22 protein-coding genes are annotated in these 20,066 nt (G+C 72.3%); 12 read left to right on the top strand and 10 right to left on the bottom strand.

What is annotated here, in order from left to right; translation table 11 throughout:
• Positions 1 to 38: 38 nt before the first annotated feature.
• Both L2C96_RS18530 and L2C96_RS18525 read right to left on the bottom strand, forming a co-directional pair.
• A complete protein-coding gene (locus tag L2C96_RS18530) occupies positions 39 to 866 on the bottom strand; it encodes an SDR family oxidoreductase (RefSeq protein WP_051123626.1) in 828 nt (275 codons plus the stop codon).
• Between the two features lie 29 nt (positions 867 to 895).
• Positions 896 to 2,059, bottom strand: a complete 1,164-nt coding sequence (locus L2C96_RS18525) for a S1C family serine protease (RefSeq protein ID WP_237337137.1) — start codon at positions 2,057 to 2,059, stop codon at positions 896 to 898.
• 121 nt (positions 2,060 to 2,180) lie between these two features.
• On the opposite strand from L2C96_RS18525, the gene L2C96_RS18520 reads away from it, so the two are divergent.
• The 5 genes from L2C96_RS18520 (at position 2,181) to L2C96_RS18500 (ending at position 5,825) form a co-directional block, all read left to right on the top strand.
• On the top strand, positions 2,181 to 2,618 hold the full coding sequence (locus tag L2C96_RS18520; RefSeq protein ID WP_237337136.1) for a hypothetical protein: 438 nt from the start codon (positions 2,181 to 2,183) through the stop codon (positions 2,616 to 2,618).
• Complete coding sequence (locus tag L2C96_RS18515; RefSeq protein WP_237337135.1) at positions 2,615 to 3,847, top strand: NRAMP family divalent metal transporter; 1,233 nt, start codon at positions 2,615 to 2,617, stop codon at positions 3,845 to 3,847. The genes L2C96_RS18520 and L2C96_RS18515 overlap by 4 nt, the downstream gene beginning before the upstream one ends.
• A complete protein-coding gene (locus L2C96_RS18510) occupies positions 3,844 to 4,239 on the top strand; it encodes a hypothetical protein (protein ID WP_020421307.1) in 396 nt (131 codons plus the stop codon). The genes L2C96_RS18515 and L2C96_RS18510 overlap by 4 nt, the downstream gene beginning before the upstream one ends.
• A complete protein-coding gene (locus L2C96_RS18505; protein WP_020421306.1) occupies positions 4,226 to 4,504 on the top strand; it encodes a PRC-barrel domain-containing protein in 279 nt (92 codons plus the stop codon). Before L2C96_RS18510 ends, L2C96_RS18505 begins: the two co-directional genes overlap by 14 nt.
• 832 nt (positions 4,505 to 5,336) lie before the next feature.
• The gene (locus tag L2C96_RS18500; RefSeq protein ID WP_237337134.1) at positions 5,337 to 5,825 is read left to right on the top strand and encodes an AMIN-like domain-containing (lipo)protein; all 489 of its coding nucleotides are present in this window, start codon (positions 5,337 to 5,339) and stop codon (positions 5,823 to 5,825) included.
• A 30-nt stretch (positions 5,826 to 5,855) separates the two neighbouring features.
• Here L2C96_RS18500 and L2C96_RS18495 read toward each other — a convergent pair whose 3' ends face one another.
• From L2C96_RS18495 to L2C96_RS18465, 7 genes are all read right to left on the bottom strand, one after another.
• Positions 5,856 to 7,085 carry a styrene monooxygenase/indole monooxygenase family protein gene (locus L2C96_RS18495; RefSeq protein WP_020422164.1) on the bottom strand — a complete coding sequence of 410 codons (1,230 nt, stop codon included), beginning with the start codon at positions 7,083 to 7,085 and terminating at the stop codon, positions 5,856 to 5,858.
• On the bottom strand, positions 7,078 to 7,692 hold the full coding sequence (locus L2C96_RS18490; protein ID WP_020422163.1) for a GTP-binding protein: 615 nt from the start codon (positions 7,690 to 7,692) through the stop codon (positions 7,078 to 7,080). The genes L2C96_RS18495 and L2C96_RS18490 overlap by 8 nt, the downstream gene beginning before the upstream one ends.
• Positions 7,667 to 8,047 carry a DUF742 domain-containing protein gene (locus L2C96_RS18485; protein WP_020422162.1) on the bottom strand — a complete coding sequence of 127 codons (381 nt, stop codon included), beginning with the start codon at positions 8,045 to 8,047 and terminating at the stop codon, positions 7,667 to 7,669. Before L2C96_RS18485 ends, L2C96_RS18490 begins: the two co-directional genes overlap by 26 nt.
• Before the next feature lie 26 nt (positions 8,048 to 8,073).
• Positions 8,074 to 8,505: a roadblock/LC7 domain-containing protein gene (locus tag L2C96_RS18480; protein WP_020422161.1), complete on the bottom strand. Its 432-nt coding sequence runs from the start codon at positions 8,503 to 8,505 to the stop codon at positions 8,074 to 8,076.
• Complete coding sequence (locus L2C96_RS18475) at positions 8,502 to 9,713, bottom strand: sensor histidine kinase (RefSeq protein ID WP_237337133.1); 1,212 nt, start codon at positions 9,711 to 9,713, stop codon at positions 8,502 to 8,504. Before L2C96_RS18475 ends, L2C96_RS18480 begins: the two co-directional genes overlap by 4 nt.
• A gap of 203 nt (positions 9,714 to 9,916) precedes the next feature.
• The gene (locus tag L2C96_RS18470) at positions 9,917 to 10,663 is read right to left on the bottom strand and encodes an MSCRAMM family protein (protein ID WP_237337132.1); all 747 of its coding nucleotides are present in this window, start codon (positions 10,661 to 10,663) and stop codon (positions 9,917 to 9,919) included.
• Positions 10,660 to 13,194 (bottom strand): MFS transporter, encoded by a 2,535-nt coding sequence (locus L2C96_RS18465; RefSeq protein ID WP_237337131.1) that lies wholly within the window; start codon positions 13,192 to 13,194, stop codon positions 10,660 to 10,662. Before L2C96_RS18465 ends, L2C96_RS18470 begins: the two co-directional genes overlap by 4 nt.
• 196 nt (positions 13,195 to 13,390) lie before the next feature.
• Here L2C96_RS18465 and L2C96_RS18460 point away from each other — a divergent pair, with 196 nt between their 5' ends.
• Together L2C96_RS18460 and L2C96_RS18455 are read left to right on the top strand one after the other, a co-directional pair.
• Positions 13,391 to 14,266 carry an amidohydrolase family protein gene (locus L2C96_RS18460; RefSeq protein ID WP_237337130.1) on the top strand — a complete coding sequence of 292 codons (876 nt, stop codon included), beginning with the start codon at positions 13,391 to 13,393 and terminating at the stop codon, positions 14,264 to 14,266.
• On the top strand, positions 14,263 to 15,798 hold the full coding sequence (locus L2C96_RS18455; protein WP_237337129.1) for an AMP-binding protein: 1,536 nt from the start codon (positions 14,263 to 14,265) through the stop codon (positions 15,796 to 15,798). The genes L2C96_RS18460 and L2C96_RS18455 overlap by 4 nt, the downstream gene beginning before the upstream one ends.
• Positions 15,799 to 15,802: 4 nt before the next feature.
• Here L2C96_RS18455 and L2C96_RS18450 read toward each other — a convergent pair whose 3' ends face one another.
• A complete protein-coding gene (locus L2C96_RS18450) occupies positions 15,803 to 16,360 on the bottom strand; it encodes a carboxymuconolactone decarboxylase family protein (protein ID WP_237337128.1) in 558 nt (185 codons plus the stop codon).
• A gap of 75 nt (positions 16,361 to 16,435) precedes the next feature.
• Here L2C96_RS18450 and L2C96_RS18445 point away from each other — a divergent pair, with 75 nt between their 5' ends.
• From L2C96_RS18445 to L2C96_RS18425, 5 genes are all read left to right on the top strand, one after another.
• Positions 16,436 to 16,774 carry a winged helix-turn-helix transcriptional regulator gene (locus L2C96_RS18445; protein WP_237337127.1) on the top strand — a complete coding sequence of 113 codons (339 nt, stop codon included), beginning with the start codon at positions 16,436 to 16,438 and terminating at the stop codon, positions 16,772 to 16,774.
• Positions 16,775 to 16,861: 87 nt separating this feature from the next.
• Positions 16,862 to 17,908, top strand: a complete 1,047-nt coding sequence (locus L2C96_RS18440) for an aromatic ring-hydroxylating dioxygenase subunit alpha (protein WP_237337126.1) — start codon at positions 16,862 to 16,864, stop codon at positions 17,906 to 17,908.
• Positions 17,905 to 18,123 carry a hypothetical protein gene (locus tag L2C96_RS18435; RefSeq protein ID WP_020422152.1) on the top strand — a complete coding sequence of 73 codons (219 nt, stop codon included), beginning with the start codon at positions 17,905 to 17,907 and terminating at the stop codon, positions 18,121 to 18,123. The genes L2C96_RS18440 and L2C96_RS18435 overlap by 4 nt, the downstream gene beginning before the upstream one ends.
• The gene (locus tag L2C96_RS18430; protein ID WP_237337125.1) at positions 18,120 to 19,082 is read left to right on the top strand and encodes a PDR/VanB family oxidoreductase; all 963 of its coding nucleotides are present in this window, start codon (positions 18,120 to 18,122) and stop codon (positions 19,080 to 19,082) included. Before L2C96_RS18435 ends, L2C96_RS18430 begins: the two co-directional genes overlap by 4 nt.
• A 24-nt stretch (positions 19,083 to 19,106) precedes the next feature.
• Entirely contained in the window at positions 19,107 to 19,892 is a 786-nt protein-coding gene (locus L2C96_RS18425) for an IclR family transcriptional regulator (protein WP_237337124.1), read from the top strand.
• Positions 19,893 to 20,066: the final 174 nt, after the last annotated feature.

Raw genomic sequence — 20,066 nt, 5'->3', positions numbered from 1 at the left:
GCGAGTCCCACGTTCACGCCCGCGGAACACGGGCCGCGTCAGATCTTGCGCCAGCTGTTGTCGCCGAGGCCGGAGGCGCCCTGGGGGCCCATGAGGAGCATCCCGCCGTCCACCACGTACGACGATCCGGTCACGTAGCCGGCCGCGGGGGTGGTCAGGAACGCCACCACGGCGGCGACCTCGTCCGCGTGCCCGGTCCGGCCCAGCGGCACGCCGGGGCGTTCCTGGTCGCGCGGGTTCACGTCGGTCTGGCCGGTCATCGGCGTGGAGATCTCGCCCGGCGCGACCGAGTTGACCGTGATGCCGTGCTCGGCCAGCTCCAGCGCCAGCACCTTGGTCAGCATGCCCATCCCGGCCTTCGCCGCGCAGTAGGGCGCCGCGCCGACCTTCGGGGCGTGCTCGTGCACGCTGGTGATGTTGACGATCCGCCCGCCGCCACCGGCGTCGATCATGTGCCGCGCCGCCCGCTGCGCGCACAGGAACGCGCCGTCCAGGTCGACGCTCAGCACGTGCCGCCAGGTGTCGAAGTCCATGTCCATCACCCGCTGGCCGGTGCCCGTGCCGGCGCAGTTGACCAGCACGTCGACGCCGCCGAGCGCCTCGGCGAGCTCGTCGATCGCGGCCGCCGCCGTGGGCAGGTCGCCGAGGTCGAGCTGCCGCACCTCGGCGCGTGCGCCGGCTTCGCGCACCTGCGCGGCGGTCGCGTTGGCGCCCTCTTCGTCCCGGTGCCAGGTGATGCCGACGTCCACGCCGCCACCACCGAGCGCGACGGCGATCGCCCGCCCGATACCGGAGTCGGAACCGGTCACGATCGCGGTCCTCGGCCGTCCGCCCTGCTCCGCGGGCAGGGGAGCTGTGTTCGTCATACCTCCCAGCTACCCCGGCCCCGCGGGGGCTAACCCACCGGCCCCTCGACCAGGGTGGCGGTCGCGCTGCGCTGCTGCCCGGACTGGTCCAGCCACGTCACCGCGACCCGGTCGCCGGGGTGCAGCGTGTCCATCACCGCGGTCAGGTCGGTCGCCGAGCCGACCGCGCGGCCGTCCAGGGCGACGATGACGTCACCGGCGACGAGCCCGGCGTCGTCCGCCGGGCCGCCGGGCACCACCTGCTGCACCAGCGCGCCCGAGCCGCCCGCGTCGCTCACCGACACGCCGACGAACGCCGACGGTCCGATGTGGACGGTGTCGGAGCCCTGGCCGGCCTCGATGCGCTGGGCCAGGCTCAGCGCGTCGTCGATCGGGATGGCGAACCCGCTCACCCCGGCGGTGCGCCCGTTCTGCCCGAACTGGTAACCGGTCGAGGCCGCGGTGTTCATCCCGATCACCCGGCCCTCGGCGTCGGCCAGCGCGCCGCCGGAATCGCCGGACTGGATGTTCGCGTCCACCTGGATGAGCCCGGTCAGCTGCTCGGAACTGCCCGTCGACTCGTCCGTCGCGGTGATCGACTGGTTCAGCGCGGTCACCTTCCCGGGTGACACGCTGGGCTCGCCGCCGTCGCCGCCCGCGTTGCCCAGCCCCACCACCGGATCGCCGACGGACACCTCCGACGAGTCTCCCGTGGTGACGGTGCCCAGCCCGGAGGCGTTCTGCACCTGCAGCAGCGCCACGTCGCGCGATCGGCTGTACCCGAGGACCTCGGCGCGGTAGGTGCGGCCGGTGTCCACGTCGGTCACCTTGATGCTGGTCGCGCCCGCGACGACGTGGTTGTTCGTGAGGACCTTGCCGTCCCCGGTGAGCACCATCCCGGTGCCCGCGGCCTGCTGCCCGGAGTACCCGAGCGTGGAGTACACGTCGACCAGCCCGGGCTCGACCTTCTCCGCGACGTCGGCCACGTCGAGCGTCGAGTTGCCGGTCTGCTCGTTGCGCAGGCTCCGCTCCAGCGGCGACGAGGCGCTGCCCGGCGACAGGGACCCGCGGCCGAGGTCCCACGCGACGAATCCCAGCACGACCAGCACCACCAGGCCCAGCGTGGCGAGCACCGTGCCCAGCCCGCGCTTCCGGCGTGGCGGCGGCGGGGGTGGCGGCGCCCAGGGGTCGTACTGCGGTGGGTAGTAGCTCATGAGTGCCCCTCCTCCGCCGTCCAGTGAACCCCGCTTCTCTGAGAATCGCCTGCGGCGCGGCCGTGAAACCCCTGAGAAGCACCCCTGTTTGCGGAGTTGACCAAGGGGTACACCGCCCTTGATGCGGAAGAGGACGGCTTTCGCGGGTCTCGCGCTCGCGGTCACGCTCACCGCCTGTTCCGGCAGCTCAGCAGCGAGCTACGAGGACAGTGCGGTCGTCCGCGCGCAAGAGGGCCTCTCCGCCGTCGGCACCCTGCACCAGATCATCCGCGCCCACACCGAGGGCAGGCTGTTCCCCACCTACGCCACCGCGGCCACCGACGACGTGCTCGCCACCGCCACCAAGGCGCTCGACGAGCTGGACAGCCGGCCGCCCACCAGCCCGGAGACCCAGCAGCTCTACGACGAGCTGCACCCCCGCCTGCAGGACGCGGTCGCGCGCGTCACCGAGGCCAGGGATGCGCTGGACTCGGGCGACACCGGCCGGATCGCCGCGGCGGACACCCAGCTGGTGCGGGCCGCCGACGAGCTGACCACGTTCGTGACGAGCCACCAGTGAAGAAGCTCATCGCCGTCACGCTGGGCATCCTCACCGCCATCGGGGGGTTCGTCGACATCGGCGACCTGGTCGCCAACGCCCAGTCCGGCGCCCGCTTCGGCATGCGGCAGGCGTGGATCGTGGTCGTCGGCGTCGTCGGCATCTGCGTGTTCGCCGAGATGGCAGGCCGGGTCGCCGCGGTCAGCGGCCGCGCCGTGTTCGACCTGGTGCGCGAGCGCCTCGGCCCGCGCATCGCGATGACCAACCTCGTCGGGTCCTACCTGGTCACGCTGCTGACCCTGACCGCGGAGATCGGCGGCATCGCGCTGACCATCCAGCTCGCCAGCGGCCTGCCGCACGTGCTGTGGGTGCCGCTGGCCGCGTTCGCCGTGTGGATCGTGCTGTGGCGCGTGAAGTTCCAGGTGATGGAGCAGGTGTTCGGCGTGTTCGGGCTGGCGCTGGTGGTGTTCGTGGTCGCCCTGATCGCGCTCGACCCGCCGTGGGGCACTTTCGCCGAGCAGCTCACGCACGCCGGCCCGCCGCAGGGCGAGAACTGGGGCACCTGGGGCTACCTCGCCGTGTCGCTGTTCGCCTCCGCCCTCACCCCGTACGAGGTGTTCTTCTTCAGCTCCGGCGGGGTCGAGGAGAAGTGGACGACGAAGGACCTGGCGACCGAGCGCAGCAACACCTTCGTCGGCTTCCCCCTCGGCGGGCTGCTCGGACTGGCGATCATGGGCTGCGCCGCGACGGTGTTCTTCCCCGCCGGAGTCCAGGTCGACCAGCTCAGCCAGACCGCGCTGCCGGTCGCGCTGGCGCTGGGGAAGCTGGGCCTGGTCGTGGTGATGATCGGGTTCTTCGCGGCCACGTTCGGCGCCGCGCTGGAGACCGGGCTGTCCACCGGGTACTCGATCGCGCAGTACTTCGGCTGGCAGTGGGGCAAACTGGTGAAACCCCGCGAGGCGGCGCGGTTCCACACCGTCGTGCTGGTCAGCGTGCTGCTCGGCACGGCGGCGCTGCTGACGACGATCGATCCCGTGCAGATCACCGAGCTGTCGCTGCTGTTCAGCGCGGTGGTGCTGCCGCTGACCTACCTGCCGATCCTGGTCGTCGCCAACGACCGGGACTACCTCGGCGACCACGCGAACGGGCGGGTGCAGAACTTCCTCGGCGTGACGTTCCTGATCATCATCGTCACCGCCGCGGTCGCGGCCATCCCGCTCATGATCATCACCGGGATGGGGCAGACATGACCCACGGCCGCCCGGACCCGCTGCGGGTCGAATTCCACCTGCTGGACCGCCAGATCGTCGACGTCGACGGGCACCCGGTCGGCAAGGTCGACGACGTCGAACTGGCCCGCGGCCCCGACGGCACCTACCACGTCGTCGCGTTGCTGGTCGGGCAGTACGCGCTGGGGCAGCGGATCGGTGGCCTGCTCGGGAAGGTGCTGTGCGGGCTGGCCGCGCGGCTGGGCGGCGGGCGGACGGAGCCGCTGCGGATCACCTACGACCACGTGAAGCAGGTGAGCAGCGAGGTGACGCTGTCGCTGCGCGCGGAGGTGCTGGAGGTGCCGCCGCTGGAGAAGTGGTTGCGGGACAAGCTGATCTCGCGCATCCCGGGAGCCGGACATGCCGGGGGATGAGGTGCGGGCGAGCGACCTGCTGGGACGCCGCGTGTACGACGCGAGCGGCCGCCCGCTCGGGAAGGTGACCGACCTGATCACGCGGCTGGACGAGCTCGGCCGGGAACGGACCGTGGCGGTGCTGGTGACTCCTCGCCGGCGGGGCCGGTTGCTGGGGTACGAGCGGTCCAGCCAGCGTGGGCCGTGGCTGCTGGCGTGGCTGGCGAAGGTGCTGCACCGGGGCACGCGGGAGGTGCCCTGGGCGGAGGTGCGCTGGGAACGCTAGGCCCGTGCCCGGTGGTTCCCGCCCGCGGGGCGGAAGGGGAGCGGCCGGGTGGTGGTTCGCGTCGGGCGGTGGGACGGTGGGGCGCGGTGGCGGGGCGGGAGGGCCCGCAGGTGCTTTGCGGCCGGCGGGCGCGGTGGCGGCCGGAGGGGTGCAGCTGGGTGGTGATTTCCGCTGGTGGGGGTAGGTGCCCAGGCGTGCGCTGGGCCGCGGTGATCGGCCGAAGGGGCCGCGCGATGGCGGCTGCGGGCGCAAGGTGCCCGGGGGCGGTGGCCCGGCCGGCCGGGTGCGAACCGGGCGCCGCCGCCCACGGGCCTCCGGCCCCGTCCGGCGGGGCCGTCCGGACCGCGGCGGTGCCGCCGCTCATGGGTCTCCGGCGCGCGGGGCCAGGCGGGGCGTCGGAACCGCAGCGGTGCCGTCGCTCACGGGCCTTCGGCCCCGTTCGGCGGGGCCGTCCGAACCGCAGCGGTGCCGCCGCCCACGGGGCTCCTGCCCCGTCCAGCGGGGCCGTCCGGACCGCAGCCGTGCGCCGCCCATGGGTCTCCGGCGCGCGGGGCCAGGCGGGTCGTCCGAACCGCAGCGGCGCCACCACCCGCGGGCCTCCGGCCTCGTCCGGGGGTGCCGTCCGAACCGCGGCGGTGCCGCCGCTCATGGACCTCCGGCGCGCGCGGCCCAGGCGGGGCCGTGCGGAGTCGCGGGCCTCCGGCCCGGCCGGCGGGCGCGCCGGGCGCGGTGTCCGTTCCGAGACCGAACCCGGACAACCTCCACCCCACCGGGCACGTCTCTTGAGGCACCAGCGCTGGGAACCCCATCCCCTCCCGGCAGGAGGTCACCGATGACCCTCACCCCACGGCGGCTGTTCGCGGTCTGCGCCGCCGCCTTGCTCGCGCTCTCGGGCGCCGTCGTCGCGGCGGCGCCGGCCGGTGCGCAACCGGGTGTCGCCACCATGACGAACATCCGCACCGGCCTCAACACCGGCTTCGACCGGGTCGTGCTGGACATGACGGGCCCCGCGCCCCAAGCGTCCTACGAGTGGGTCGACGAGCTGATCGCCGACGGCTCCGGCGACATCGTGTGGCTCACCGGCGAGCACTTCGTCGCCGTCAGCACCACGCCCGCCCGCGCCCACGACGACAACGGCAACCGCACCTATCCGGGTCCCGACAAGTTCCGCACCCGCAACCTCCGCAACGTCATGGCCGTCGCGGTGACCGGGGACTACGAAGGCTACGTGTCGATCGGCCTCGGCACACGCTACAAGTCCTGGGTGCGGGTGTTCACGCTCACCGCACCGACCCGCGTCGTCATCGACGTGGGCCACTGACACGGGCGCCGGGCGGCCCCGGCCGCCCGGTCACACCGAAGCCAGGTACTCCTCCGTCTTGGCGGGGTCCAGCAGCCAGTGCTGGAAGTCCGTGGGGTTGTTGAAGCCGTTCACGAACCGCTTCGCCACGGCCGGGTTCGTCTGCGCCGCCCCGAGGATCTGCTGCACGTGCGGCGGTGGCGGCTGCAGCATCGCGTTGGTGAACATCGTGACCCACTGGGCGTGCTCCCAGTACCGGTCGAACGCCCGCTGCATCCACTCCCGGTCGAAGGGCCGGTCCCCGTTCTCCAGGATGCTGCCCAGGTACGACTCGGCGCACTTGGCCGCGTTGTTCGCGCCCTGACCGGTGATCGGGTCGTTCGCCACCACCACGTCCGCCATGCCGAGCACGAACCCGCCGGACGGCAGCTCGCCCACCGGGCGCCGCACGACCGGCGGGTACCCGCCGACCAGCACCGCCTTGCCGTCGGTCAGCTCGGCGTTCTTCGCCCGCTCGTACTCCCACGGGATGTACTGCCGGAACAGCTCCAGGTGCCGCCGCAGCTGCTCCTCCGCCGGAGGCCGGTCGGCGAACGCGTCGAACGGCCCGCCCGGAATGCCGGACACGTAGAAGATGTCGCACGGCCCGGACAGCGTGTAGCCCGGGATGTTGATCAGCTCGCCGACGCCCGGGATGATGTTCATCCACACGTCGGTGGTGCCCGGCCGCTCCGGACGCGACTCCTGACCGTGCACATAGGACACCGACAGCCGGCGCTGCGGCTTCGTGTAAGGGGATCGCGACGGGTCGCGGTCGAACAGCTGCACCAGCTCGCCCTTGCCAGCCGCGACGATCACCAGCTCGTAGAGCCGCGCCAGCCCGTTCAGGTCGGCCGTGGTGACGCCGTGGATCACGACGTTGCCGCCGCGCTCCTCGAACAACTCGAGCCACGCCGCCATCTTCACCCGCTGGTCGATGGACTGCGCCGGTCCGCCGTCCCACGAGGCGATCCAGTTCAGCGCGCGCTGCCCGTCCGGTCCGGCCATCGAAAACCCTTGCCCCGCGACACGGGGAGCGACGTCGTCCCACAGGTTCAGCCCGTGCTTGCGCTCGATGGCGAGCGCGTCGGCGAACATGCACTGGGTCGAGGTGACCCACCCGGCGCGGATCTCGTCCGGCGTGCGCGCGGACATCACGGTCACGTCGTAGCCGTGCTCCTGCAGGCTCAGCGCGAGCTGCAGGCCCGACTGGCCCGAACCGACGATCAGGATCTTACGCATGGGCGCGGATCCGGCCCCCCTCCGAGACTTCGGCCAGTGACAGCGTGTAGGACACCAGTTCCTGCAGGGTCTCCAGCACCGACGCCTTGTCGCGGGCGTCGCAGGTGACCAGCGGGACGTCCGGGCTCAGCGCCAGCGCCTCCCGGACCTCGTCGACGTCGTGCGCGAGTTCTCCGTCGAACCGGTTGATCGCGACGATGAACGGCAGGTCCGAGTCGTTCTCGAAGTAGTTGATCGCGGCGAACGACTGGTCCAGCCGCCGGGTGTCGACCAGCACGATCGCGCCGAGCGCGCCACGCGAGAGGTCGTCCCACAGGAACCAGAACCGCGCCTGCCCCGGCGTGCCGAACAGGTACAGCATCAGGTCGTCGTACAGCGAGATCCGGCCGAAGTCCATCGCGACGGTCGTGGTGGTCTTGGCGCCGTCCGGCGGCAGGTCGTCGACACCCTCGCCGGCCTCGGTCATCCACGCCTCGGTGTTCAGCGGCGGCACCTCGGACACGGACCCGACCAGCGTCGTCTTGCCCACCCCGAACCCGCCCGCGATCACGATCTTCGCCGAGATCGTCAGCAGGCCCGGATCAGACGGGGAGCTGCTTGAGTCCATTGAGGATCCTCTCGAGCATGTTCCGGTCGTGGGAGTAGGCGTGGGCGGTCGGGTGGATGAACACCGCCCCCTGCGCGGCCAGGTCGCTGACCAGCACGCGGACCACCCCGAGCGGGATGGTCAGCAGGGAGGACAGCTCGGCGATCGAGACCTGGGAGCGGGCCCGTTCGTAGAGAGCCCGCGACTCCGGCATGAGCTTCTCCGCCAGGGCCGGGTCGTACTGGGGCACCGAGATGAGCGTTTCGACCAGCAGCTGGTGCCGTGCCCTGGTGCGGCCGCCGGTCAGGGTGTACGGCCGGATCCGCTTGCTGCGCGGCTTGACCGCCCGCTCGTCCGGCCCGGTGTCCTGGGACATCGCGAATCACATCCTGTCGGGAGTGCTCAGGCCTGGGGCCGGCGGCCGGTGAGCACGCGGCGCAGGTCCGCGCGCATCTCGGGGGTCAGCGCGTGGCCGGCGCTGGAGACGAACTGCGTCATCTCGTAGGCGACGACCTTCATGTCGCAGTCGGAGGTGGTCAGCACCGCCAGCCCGGCGTGCGCGTCGATGCCCATGAACAGGAAGTACCCGTGGGTGAGCCGGATGATGATCTGCTCGCAGGTGCCCTTGTGGAACAGCGCCGCGCTGTTGCGCGCCAGGCTGAGCAGCCCGCTGGCGATCGCGGCGAGCTGCTCGCGCTCCTCGGTCGACATGTCGTCGGAGGCGGTGAGCGGGAACCCGTCCGAGGACATGATCAGCGCGTGCGACACGCCGTGGACCTTGCGGACGAAGTCGTTGATCAGCCAGGTGAAGTCCTGGCCGGTGTCGGCGGTCACTGCTGCTGCTCCCCGGATTCGTCGGTGCCCTGCTTCTCGCGCGCCGCACGTTCGCCGTCGGTGAAGGCGCCGAGATCGGCGAGCAGTTTCTCGTGCCCGGCGGCGCGGTCCTCGGTGGGGGTCGGCTCCGCCGCGGGTGCCTGCCCCTGGGGGTTCTTCAGGCTGTGCGAGACGCGGCGCGGCAGACCGCTGGCGGTGGTGCCGCCGACCATCGACTCCGGCTGCGGGCGGCGCGCGGGCGCCGGCCTCGGCGGCGCCGGCTCCCGCTTGGGCAGCCCGGAGCGGTGGCGGGGCTGGGCGGGCGCCTCGGCCACCGCGGTGCCGCGCGGCGCCTGCGGGAACACCACCGTCTGCGTGCCGGACCAGTTGGCCTCCGGCAGATCGGCGACCAGACCCGCGGGCAGCAGCACCGACGCGGTGGTGCCGTGCGGGACGCGGCGGTCGAGCCGGGTGCGCATGCCGTGGCGGGCGGACAGCCGCCGCACCACCGCCAGGCCCATGTGCCGCACCGAGGAGTCGTCCAGCACCGGCTCGCCGGAGAGCCGGTCGTTGAGTTCCTGCAGCCGGTCCGGCGGCAGCCCGATGCCCTCGTCCTCGATCCGCACCAGCACGCTGCCCGCCTCGGTCAGGTGGGCGCTGACCCGCACCGGGGTGTTCGGCGGCGAGGACTTCGTCGCGTTGTCCAGCAGTTCGGCGATCAGCCGGCTGAGGTCCTCGCTCGCGAAGCCGACCACGCCCAGCGACACGATCCGCCCGATGTTGACGCGGGCGTACTGGTCGATCGACGACATCGCGCCGCGCACGACGTCGACCAGCGAGGTCGTCTCGGTCGCGGTGTCGGTGGCGTCGCGGCCGGCCAGCACGCGCAGGTTCTCCGCGTTGCGGCGCAGCCGGGTCGCCAGGTGGTCCAGCCGGTACAGCTCGCCGAGCCGCTCGGTGTCCTCCTCCCTGGCCTCCATCTCCTCCAGCTGGGAGAGCAGGGAGTCGACCAGGTTGAGGTCGCGCAGCGCCACGTTCGCGCAGAGCGCGGCGAGCGCCTCTTCGTTGGCCCGCTCGCGCTCCGCCTGGGACGGGGACTGCACGATCACCGGCGGCCGCCGCGGTGGCGGCTGCGCGGGTGGGGGGCCGAAGAGCTGCGAGGCCGCTTCCCTCGAGCGGTCCAGCAGCGCGCGTGAGCGGTTGAGCAGTTCTCGAGCCCGCGTCGCCATGTCGTCCTAACTGCCTGGGTTCGTCACGTGCGGCGGCTCAACCGTCGCGGGGACCCCTTCCCCCGCGTGTGGCCGAACCCGCGCCGGTGAACGCTATGCAACCACTCCGACCCCGCCCGTGTCCACCACTCTCCGCGATCTTGACGCACCGTGCCCGGGTGGTCGACGGAAGGTGGTTCGCCTTGTCCCGCCGGGGGAAACGCTCAGGTGAGCCGCACGTCCAGCCGGGTGTCGCCGCCGCCGACGCGCGCCGCTTTCCTTACCGGTGCGTAACTCGTAGCGACGACGGTGTAGGTGCCGGGTTCGAGGTCGTGGAAGGCGTAGTGCCCGTCCTCGCCTGCGAACGTGCGCCGGGCGAGGACGCCCGATTCGTCCAGCAGGCTCACCGTGATCCGCGGCCACGGCCGCGGCAGGTCGCGCACGTTGACCGTGCCGTGGATGACCGCGGCCTCCGCCAGCTCCAGGTCCTGTCGCACGCTCGCGTCGGTCATGTGCACCGCCACCGCGGACGGCCGGTACCCCGGCGCGTTCACGGCGAGCGTGTAGGTCCCGGCGGGCAGGGCGCCGAAGGAGTATTCGCCGCCCTGGCCGGAGATGTAGGACCCGACGACCTCGCCGCGGGCGTCGGCCAGCGTCACGGTCGCGTCCGCGACCGGCGCCCCGGTGGCCGCGGAGCGGACCACGCCGCCGAGCCCGGTCGCGCTGTCCAGCACGAGGTCCAGGACGGCCGCGGTGTCGCCGACGGTCAGGGTGACCGCCTCCGGCCGGTACGCCGGCGCCGAGGCGATCAGGACGTGGACGCCGCGGCCGGGCGCGGGCAGGCGGTAGCCGCCGTCCGGCCCGGTGGCGCCGCGCGCGATCTGCTGCCCGCCGGAGTCGACGAGCGTGACCGCCGCGCCGGGCACGGGTGCGTCCCGGGTGTCGCGCACCCGTCCGGTCACCTCGGTCATGAGCGGGCCTGCTCGGGACGGCCGGCGTGCAGGTCGACGTCGACGGTCGCCGATTCGCCGCCGCTCAGGTCCACCTGCCGCACCACGGGCTCGAACAGGCTGGTCACCACGGTGTAGTCGCCGGGCGCGAGGTCGTCCACCGCGTAGCCGCCGTGCTCGTCCGTCACCGCGGCCGCGGCGAGTTCGCCCGCGGCGGTGCTGACGGTGACGCGCGCGCCGGGGACCGGGCGGCCGTCCGGCCCGGTGACGGTGCCACGCAGCGCCCCGGCGGCCTGGACCAGCAGGTCGGCCACGGCCGGTTCGGTGCCGGTCACCACGACGGTCGCCGCTGCCGGGCGGTGGCCGTCCAGGTGCGCGGTCACCGTCATCTCCCCGGCGGGCAGGCCGGCGAGCTGGAACGTGCCGTCGTCGAGGGTGCGCGTCTGCCCGACGACCTGGCCGCCGCCGTCGGTGGCGACCACCGCGGTGTCGCCGGCTCCTGCGCCGCCGGGGGCGCGGCGCACGATCCCGGTCACGGTCCCGCCGCCGGACACGACGAAGTCGCGCACGGCGCCGGACCCGTTGAGGGCGACCGCGGCCGCCTCCGGCTGGAACCCGGGCGCGGTGACGATCAGCGTGTAGGTGCCGGGGCGCAGGCCGGACACCGCGTAGCCGCCGTCCGCGCCGGCCCTGGTGCGGCCTGCCTGCCTGCCGTCGGCGCCGGTCACGGTCACCACGCCGCCGGCGAGCGCGTTGCCGCCCGCGGTGCGCAGACGGCCCGCGATGCGGCCGGGGCCCGTGGCGACGGTGTCCTGCTCGCTCACGTCGACCAGGTCGCCCACCGCGGCGGCGAGCTCGGAGCCGACGGTCTCGTGCGGCTGCCCCGGCGCGGGCTTGCGGGCCGGGCCGGTGAACCACGACGCGAGCGCGGCGACCACGGAGGCGATGATCGCGAACCAGAACGCCGCGGTCAATCCGTCCGCGAACGGCCCGGAGATCAGCTGCGGGAAGAAGCTGCGGCCGGTCAGGTAGGCGGCCTGGTCCGGCGGCAGGGTGTGCAGGACGCCGCCGAGGAGCTGCTCGATCGGGTTGTAGCCGAGGAACGCGGCGAACAGCACGCCGACCGGCGGCAGCGACGCGATCTGGTTCGCGTCGGCGGCGGGCACGCCGTTGGCGGTCAGGCCCTGCGCCATCGCCGACGGCAGGTGGTCGGCGAGCCCGGCGATCATCAGGCTGAAGAAGAAGCCGATGGACAGCACCATCGCCGAGTTCTGGAAGGTCGCGGTCATCCCGGCGCCCGCGCCGCGCGCGTTGTTCGGCAGGCTGTTCATCACCTCGGCCCGGTTGGGCGAGGTGAACAGGCCCATGCCGAGCCCGTTGAGGAGCAGGATCGCGGCGAAGGCCCAGTAGCCGAAGTCGACCGGCAGGACTTCCAGCAGGACGAAGCTGACGGCGGTGATCAGCATGCCGCCGGTGGACAGCAACCGCCCGCCGATGCGGTCGGAGATGATGCCGGACACCGGCGCGGAGACGAGGAAGCCGATCGTCAGCGGCAGCATGTAGATGCCGGCCCACAACGGGGTCTTCTCGAAGCTGTAGCCGTGCTGCGGCAGCCAGATGCCCTGCAGCCAGATGATCAGCACGAACTGCAGGCCGCCGCGGCCCAGCGAGGCGAGCAGGTTCGCCAGGTTGCCGAAGGTGAACGCGCGGATCCGGAACAGCCCGAGGTTGAACAGCGGGTTCGCGACCCTGGTCTCGATGACGCAGAAGACGACCAGGACCACGACGCCGCCGATGAGGCAGGACAACACGAACGGACTGGTCCACCCCATGGTGTGCCCGCCGTAGGGCTGGATGCCGTAGGTGATGCCGACGAGCACGGCGATGAGGCCGACCGCGAAGGTCAGGTTGCCCCACCAGTCCATCTTCGCGCGGTGGCGCTCACTGGTGTCCTTGAGCTTGAGGTAGGCCCAGATCGTGCCGAAGACGCCGAACGGGACGGAGACGAGGAAGACCAGCCGCCACTCGACCGGGCCGAGCAGGCCGCCGATCACCAACCCGAGGAAGGACCCGGCGATCGCGGCGACGCCGTTGATGCCCAGCGCCATGCCGCGCTGCCGCCTGGGGAAGGCGTCGGTGAGGATCGCGCTGGAGTTGGCCATCAGGAACGCGCCACCGATGCCCTGGACGATGCGCCAGGCGATCATCCAGATCGCCGCCGCGCCGCCGTTCATCCACGTGATCGCCAGGAAGATGGACGACACCGCGAAGACGGCGAACCCCAGGTTGTACATGCGGACGCGGCCGTACATGTCGCCCAGCCGGCCGAAACCGACCACCAGCACCGCGGTGACGACGAGGAAGCCCATCATCATCCACAGCAGGTAGCTGGTGTTCGACGGCTCCAGGGGGTTGATGTCGATGCCGCGGAAGATGTCCGGCAGCGCGATGAGCACGATCGAGGAGTTGATCGTGGCCATGAGCATGCCCAGTGTCGTGTTGGACAGCGCGATCCACTTGTAGCGGGGACCGAGCGCAGGCTGCACTTCCATCACTCCAACCAGCGAAAATTAGTTGACCTATGCTAACTGATTTCGCCGGATCGGATGACCAAGCTCTCACGGTGTGAGCGGTGATCCGGATCGCATTCGGCTGCGAAATTCCGGAGGATGTGCAACGAAGCGGACACTTCCGGCGAGCAGAAGCGGCATTGACAGCGCCGGATGCATATCAGTAGACCTGACAAGTATGGATCCCAGCCAGCTCGAGGCGATCGACGTGCACGTCCACGTCGAGACCGACGACCACGGGCACCTGTCCCTGCCCGACGACTTCGTCGAGGCGTCCTCGGCCTACTTCGGCGCCGACGCCCGGCGCCCCACCATCGACGAGATCGCGGACTACTACCGCGAGCGCCGCATCGGGGCGGTGCTGTTCACCGTCGACATCGAGGCGTTCACCGGGCACCCCGCGCTGTCCAACGAGGAGATCGCCGAGGCGGCGGCCAAGCACCCGGACGTGCTCATCCCGTTCGCCAGCATCGACCCTGCCAAGGGCAGAGCGGGCGCCCGGCAGCTGGAGCGGCTGATCGCCGACCACGGCGTGCGCGGCCTGAAGTTCCACCCGAGCCTGCAGGACTTCGCGCCCAACGACCGCAGCGCGTACCCGCTGCTGGAGATCGCGCAGGAGCACGGCCTGCCCGCGCTGTTCCACACCGGCCAGACCGGCATCGGCGCGAACATGCGCGGCGGCGGGGGAGTGCGGCTCGGCCTGTCCAACCCGATGCTGCTCGACGACGTGGCCATCGACTTCCCGGACCTGACGATCATCATGGCCCACCCGTCGTTCCCGTGGCAGGACGAGGCGCTCGCGGTGGCCACGCACAAGCCGAACGTGTACATCGACCTCTCCGGCTGGTCGCCCAAGTACTTCCCGCCGCAGCTGGTCCGCTACGCCAACACCCTGCTGCAGGACAAGGTGCTGTTCGGCTCGGACTACCCGCTCATCACGCCGGACCGGTGGCTGGCCGACTTCGCGCGGCTCGACATGAAGGACCACGTGCGCCCGAAGATCCTCAAGGACAACGCCGTCCGCGTGCTCGGCCTGGCGCAGGAGCGGGGATGATCCACCGCAGCCCGCTGCCGGACGTCGAGATCCCGGACGTCACGCTCACCGAGTTCGTGATCGGCGGCGCGGCCCGGTTCGGCGACGCGACCGCGCTCGTCGACGGCCGCACCGGCGAAAGCCTGACCTACGCCGAACTGCGCTCGGCGGTCACGGCCGGGGCGGCGGGCCTCGCGGCGCACGGCGTCGGGCCCGGGGACGTCATCGCGCTGATGAGCCACAACCAGCCGTCGTTCGTGGTCGCCCTGCACGCGGCGATCGCGGCCGGGGCCGCGGTCACCCCGATCAACCCGGCGCTGACGCCGGGGGAGATCGCCAAGCAGCTGCGGCTGGCCGGCGCGCGCCTGCTGATCGCCGCGGAGCCGGTGGTGGACAAGGCGCTGGAGGTCGCGGGCGAGGTGTTCGTGCTGGGTGAGCACCCGCGTGCCCGCTCGTTCACGTCGCTGTTCACGGACGGGCCCGCGCCGGAGCTGGACCTGGACCCGGCCACGAGCGTCGCGGTCCTGCCGTTCTCCAGCGGCACCACCGGGATCCCGAAGGGCGTGCGGCTGACGCACCGCAACCTCGTGGCGAACCTGGCGCAGACGCGGGCCGGGTGGCGGATCGGCCCGGACGACGTGCAGGCCGCCGTGCTGCCGTTCTTCCACATCTACGGCTTCACGATCATCCTCAACTCCGGGCTGCTCGGCGGCGCGAAAGTGGTGACGCTGCCGCGGTTCGAGCTGGACGAGTACCTGCGGACGCTGGCCGCGCACCGGGTGACGCGCGCCTACTTCGCGCCGCCGATGGTGCTGGCGCTGGCCACCGCCCCGCACGTGGAGGACCACGACCTGTCCAGCCTGCGGTTCGCGCTGTGCGGGGCCGCGCCGCTGGATGTGGAGGTGACCGAGCGCGCGGAACGGCGGCTGGGCTGCCTGATCCGGCAGGGCTACGGCATGACCGAGGCCGGCCCTGGCACGCACCAGGTGTTCGACGACGACTTCACGGAGACCCCGCCGGGCAGCGTGGGACGGCTGTCGCCGAACACCGAGGCGCGGATCGTGGCGCCCGGCACGGACTCGGACGTCGCCCCCGGCGAGACCGGCGAGCTGCTGATCCGCGGCCCGCAGGTGATGGACGGCTACCTGGACGACCCGGCCGCCACCGCCGCGACCATCACCGGCGGCTGGCTGCACACCGGCGACCTGGTGCGCGTCGACGACGACGGCGTGTTCTGGGTCGTCGACCGGCTCAAGGAGCTGATCAAGTACAAGGGCTACCAGGTGGCGCCCGCCGAGCTGGAGGCCGTGCTGCTGACTCACCCGGCCGTGCTGGACGCCGCGGTGGTCGGCGTGCCGCACATCGAGGGCGGCGAGGCGCCGAAGGCGTTCGTGGTCACCGGGGACACCGAGGACACCGTCGGCGCGGACGAGCTGATGGCGTTCGTCGCCGAGCGCGTCGCGCCGTACAAGAAGGTGCGCGAGGTCGAGTTCGTGGAGCGGATCCCGAAGTCCCCGACGGGCAAGATCCTCCGGCGGCTGCTCAGGACTTGACGGCTCAGGGCTTGATCTGATCCGGGAAGCGCGCCGCCCAGGGTTCGGGTGGCAGGGCGAGGGCGTTGGCGAGCCCGCTGATCGTCCGGTACCAGCCGGCCAGCACCAGGAACTCCAGCAGCTGGGTGTCGGGCAGGTGCGCGGCCAGCTCGGCCCACCTGACCGGCGAAACCGTCGCGGTGTCGTGCAGGTCGTCCACCGCCCCCACGAGCGCCCGCTGCCGCGGTGACCAGACCGGGGCATCGGCGCCGTCGTGCACCGTCGCGGCCAGCTCGTCCGCCGTGAGCTCGGGGAACACCACCGCGTGCACGCCCCACTCGTACTCGCACCCGGAGCGCGCGCAGGCCCGGGCGATGACCAGTTCCCGGTCGGCGGCGGGGAGTTCCCCGTGGGCGAGCAGGCCGGCGCCGAGCACGCGCATCCGCGACGCGAGCTCCGAGTGCCGGTGCAGCACGCGGAAGAGCACCAGCGGATCGTGCGCGACGTGCGGCGCCATCCAGCGCCGCAGCGCGTCCTCGATGTCCGGCGGATAGGGCGGGGTCAGTGGCGCGATCCGGGTCACGGGACCTCCTGCGAGTGCTGCTTCGATTTTCGAACCACTATGCTGCTTCGAGAATCGAAGCGCAAGGAGTGAGGCATGGCGGACCAGTCCGTTCCCCGGCCGGGATCCCCAGTCCGCGGCTCGACCACCGGACGTCCCGTGATGGCGGCGCTCGACCTGCTCGGACGGCGCTGGACGCTGCGCGTGATCTGGGAGCTCCACCGGGCGCCCGCCGGCTTCCGCGAGCTCCAGCGGCGCTGCGACCGGATGTCCTCCAGCGTCCTGACCACCCGGCTGGCCGAGCTGACCGACGTCGCCCTCGTCGAGGAGGGCGCCGACGGCTACCGGCTGACCCGGCTCGGCCGCGAACTCGTCGAATCGCTCCAGCCGCTGGACACCTGGGCCCGCCGGTGGGAGAAATCGCTCCGCCGGTGAGCTTTCACCTGCTGAAAACACGGCTGGTCCCGGCCCGGCCCCGGCAGCGAAAGTGTGGTCGTCGCATCTACACCGAAGGAGCTGCAGATGACTGCGTTCGTGCGCGACCAGTGGTACGTCGCCGCCTACGGGAGCGAGGTCGGGCGGGAGCTGCTGGCGAGGACGATCCTGGGCGAGCCCATCGTCTTCTACCGCACCGAAGCCGGGGAAGTCGTCGCGCTCGCCGACCGCTGCGTGCACCGCCGCTACCCGCTGTCGGAGAGCCGCCTGGACGGGGACCGCATCGTCTGCGGCTACCACGGCTTCACCTACGAACCCTCCGGCAGCTGCGTGTTCGTGCCCGGCCAGTCCCGGATCCCGCGCACCGCGCGCGTGCCGTCCTACCCGGTCGTCGAGCAGGATTCGTTCGTGTGGGTGTGGATCGGCGACCCCGCCCGCGCCGACACCACGCAAATCCCGCGCGCGCCGTGGCTCGCCGACCCCGCCTACACCACCGTGTGCGGCATGGAACCGCTCGCCGCGCGCTACGACCTGCTCGTGGACAACCTGATGGACCTGTCCCACGAGACCTACCTGCATGGCGGCTACATCGGCACGCCGGAGGTGGCGAACACCCCGATCACCACCGAGGTCGACGAGGACCGGCGGATCATCTACGTCAGCCGCCACATGGACGACGCGGCCTGCCCGCCGTTCTACGCGAAGTCGACCGGCATTCAGGGCCGCATCACGCGCTGGCAGGACATCGAGTACCACCCGCCGTGCCTGTACCTTTTGCACAGCCGCATCGCACCGGTCGGCGTGCTGCCCAACGCCGACGGCACCGACCCGGACGGGTTCCACGTCGAGGTCGTCTACGCGATCACCCCGGAGACCGAGCACTCGACCCACGACTTCTGGGCCGTGGCACGGGACTTCGCGCTCGGCGACCAGGAGGTGTCCGACTTCCTCGCGCAGAGCAACCGGACCGTGGTGCTGCAGGACGTGGAGGCGCTCGACATCCTGGAGCGGGTGATCCAGGCCGAGCCGCAGGGCTACCAGGAGCTGTCGGTCAACATCGATACCGGCGGCCTCGCCGCGCGGCGCATCCTGAAGAAGATGGCGGGCGAACCGGAGAAGGCCGCCACGCGATGACCGAGCGGACCGCGATGCTGCACGGCGACACCGTGTACCGCATCCACTGGAAACTGGGCACCGACGTCCTCGTCGGCGTCTGCCACTGCGGCGCCGAGCACGAGTCGGAGGACCCGGTCGAGCTGTGGGAGTGGCTGCTGGCCCATCCCGACGGCCACGACGACCCGGCGCCCGCCGGCGACCCGGTGCTCGCCGGAGCGGGGAGTGCGCGATGACGGCGGTGCTGACCGAAGTGGAACTCGACGTTCTCCTGGAGCGCAAGGAAGAACTCGCCGCGGGCGTGGTGCGGCTGACCCTGCGGCACCCCGCAGGCGAGCCCCTGCCGGAGTGGGAGCCGGGGGCGCACCTGGACCTCCTGCTCGGCGAGGGGCTGGTGCGGCAGTACTCGCTGTGCGGCGATCCGGCGGACCGGAGCGTGCTGCAGGTCGCGGTGCTGCGCGAGCCGGACGGGCGTGGCGGATCGGCCTGGGTGCACGACCGGCTGTCCACAGGGGACACCGTGCGGATCCGCGGGCCGCGCAACCACTTCCGGCTCGTGGACTCGCCGCGGTACCTGTTCGTCGCGGGCGGGATCGGGATCACGCCGATCGTGCCGATGATCGCGCGGGCCGAGGCGTCCGGCGCGGACTGGCGGCTGGTGTACGGCGGGCGGACGCGGGCGTCGATGGCGTTCCGCGAGGAGCTGGTGGCGCGCTACGGCGACCGGGTGGAGATCCGGCCGCAGGACGAGACCGGGCTGCTGGACCTGGACGCGCTGCTGGGCTCGCCGCGCGACGACGTGGCGGTGTACTGCTGCGGGCCGGAGCCGTTGCTGGCGGCGGTCGAGCAGCGCTGCGCCGCTTGGCCGCCCGGGTCGCTGCACGTGGAGCGGTTCTCCCCGAAGGCGGGCGCGGACGCGGGGGAGCGGACCACGTTCGAGGTGGAGCTCGCCGCGTCCGGCCGGACGGTGACCGTGCCCCCGGACAAGTCGATCCTGGCGGCGGTCGAGGAGGCCGGGGTGAGCGTGCTGTCGGCTTGCCAGGAGGGCACCTGCGGGACGTGCGAGACGCCGGTGCTCGACGGCGTGCCGGACCACCGGGACTCGCTGCTCACGGAGTCCGAGCGCGCCGCGAACGACACGATGATGATTTGCGTGTCGCGCTCGTGCGGTCCGCGGCTCGTGCTGGATCTGTAGGCCGGCGCGGGGCAGGATGATCGGATGGACGGCGAAGTCCGGACGGTGACCGGCAAGGTGCTCGCGCTGCTCGGCGCGTTCACCCCGGAATGTCCCGAGCTGACGCTGTCGGAGCTGGCGCGCCGGGCTGGGCTGTCGCTGGCGACCGCGCACCGGCGGGTCGCGGAGCTGGTCGCGTGGGGCGCGCTGGAGCGCGGCGCGGACGGCCGGTACCGCGTCGGGCTGCGGCTGTGGGAGGTCGCTTCGCTGGCGCCGCGCGGGCTGGCCCTGCGCGAGGCGGCGATGCCGTTCCTGGAGGACCTGTACGAGGTGACGCACGAGAACGTGCAGCTCGCCGTGCGGGAGGGCCTGGAACTCGTGTTCGTGGAGCGGATTTCCGGCCGCAAGGCGGTTCCGGTGTGGACGCGGGTGGGCGGCCGGTTCGCCCTGCACGCGACGGGCGTCGGGCTGGCGCTGCTCGCGCACGCGCCGGTGGAGGTGCAGGAGGAGGTGCTGGCCGCGCCGCTGCAGGCGTACACACCGAAGACGGTGACGAGCCCGGCCCGGCTGCGCGAGATGCTCGCCGCGGTGCGCCGCAACGGCTACGCCGTCAGCGACGGCCAGGTGACCACGGACGCGGTCTCGGTGGCGGCGCCCGTGCGGGACGCTTCGGGCGCGGTGATCGCAGCCGTGTCGTTGGTGGTGCACGCCGATGGTGCCCAGCCGGCGGCGCTGGCGCCACTGGTCCAGGCGGCGGCGCGGGGTATTGGCCGGGCGTGTGGTTCTCCGGGTGGGGCGAGGGTGTTTCCGCGGGAGCCGATTGCGCGGTGAGGTTTCGCCGCCCGCGTGCTGCCTGGTGAGGTATCGCTGCGCGGTTTGGGATGGCTCGGGCGCAGGCCCTGGCGCCACTGGTCCAGGCGGCGGCGCGGGGGATCGGCCGGGCGTGTGGTTCTCCGGGTGGGGCGAGGGTGTTTCCGCGGGAGCCGATTGCGCGGTGAGGTAATC

This window comes from Amycolatopsis tucumanensis (assembly GCF_021654135.1).
GTDB classification, from domain to species: Bacteria; Actinomycetota; Actinomycetes; order Mycobacteriales; family Pseudonocardiaceae; genus Amycolatopsis_E; species Amycolatopsis_E tucumanensis.
This window is presented reverse-complemented; position numbering and strand designations above follow the sequence as displayed.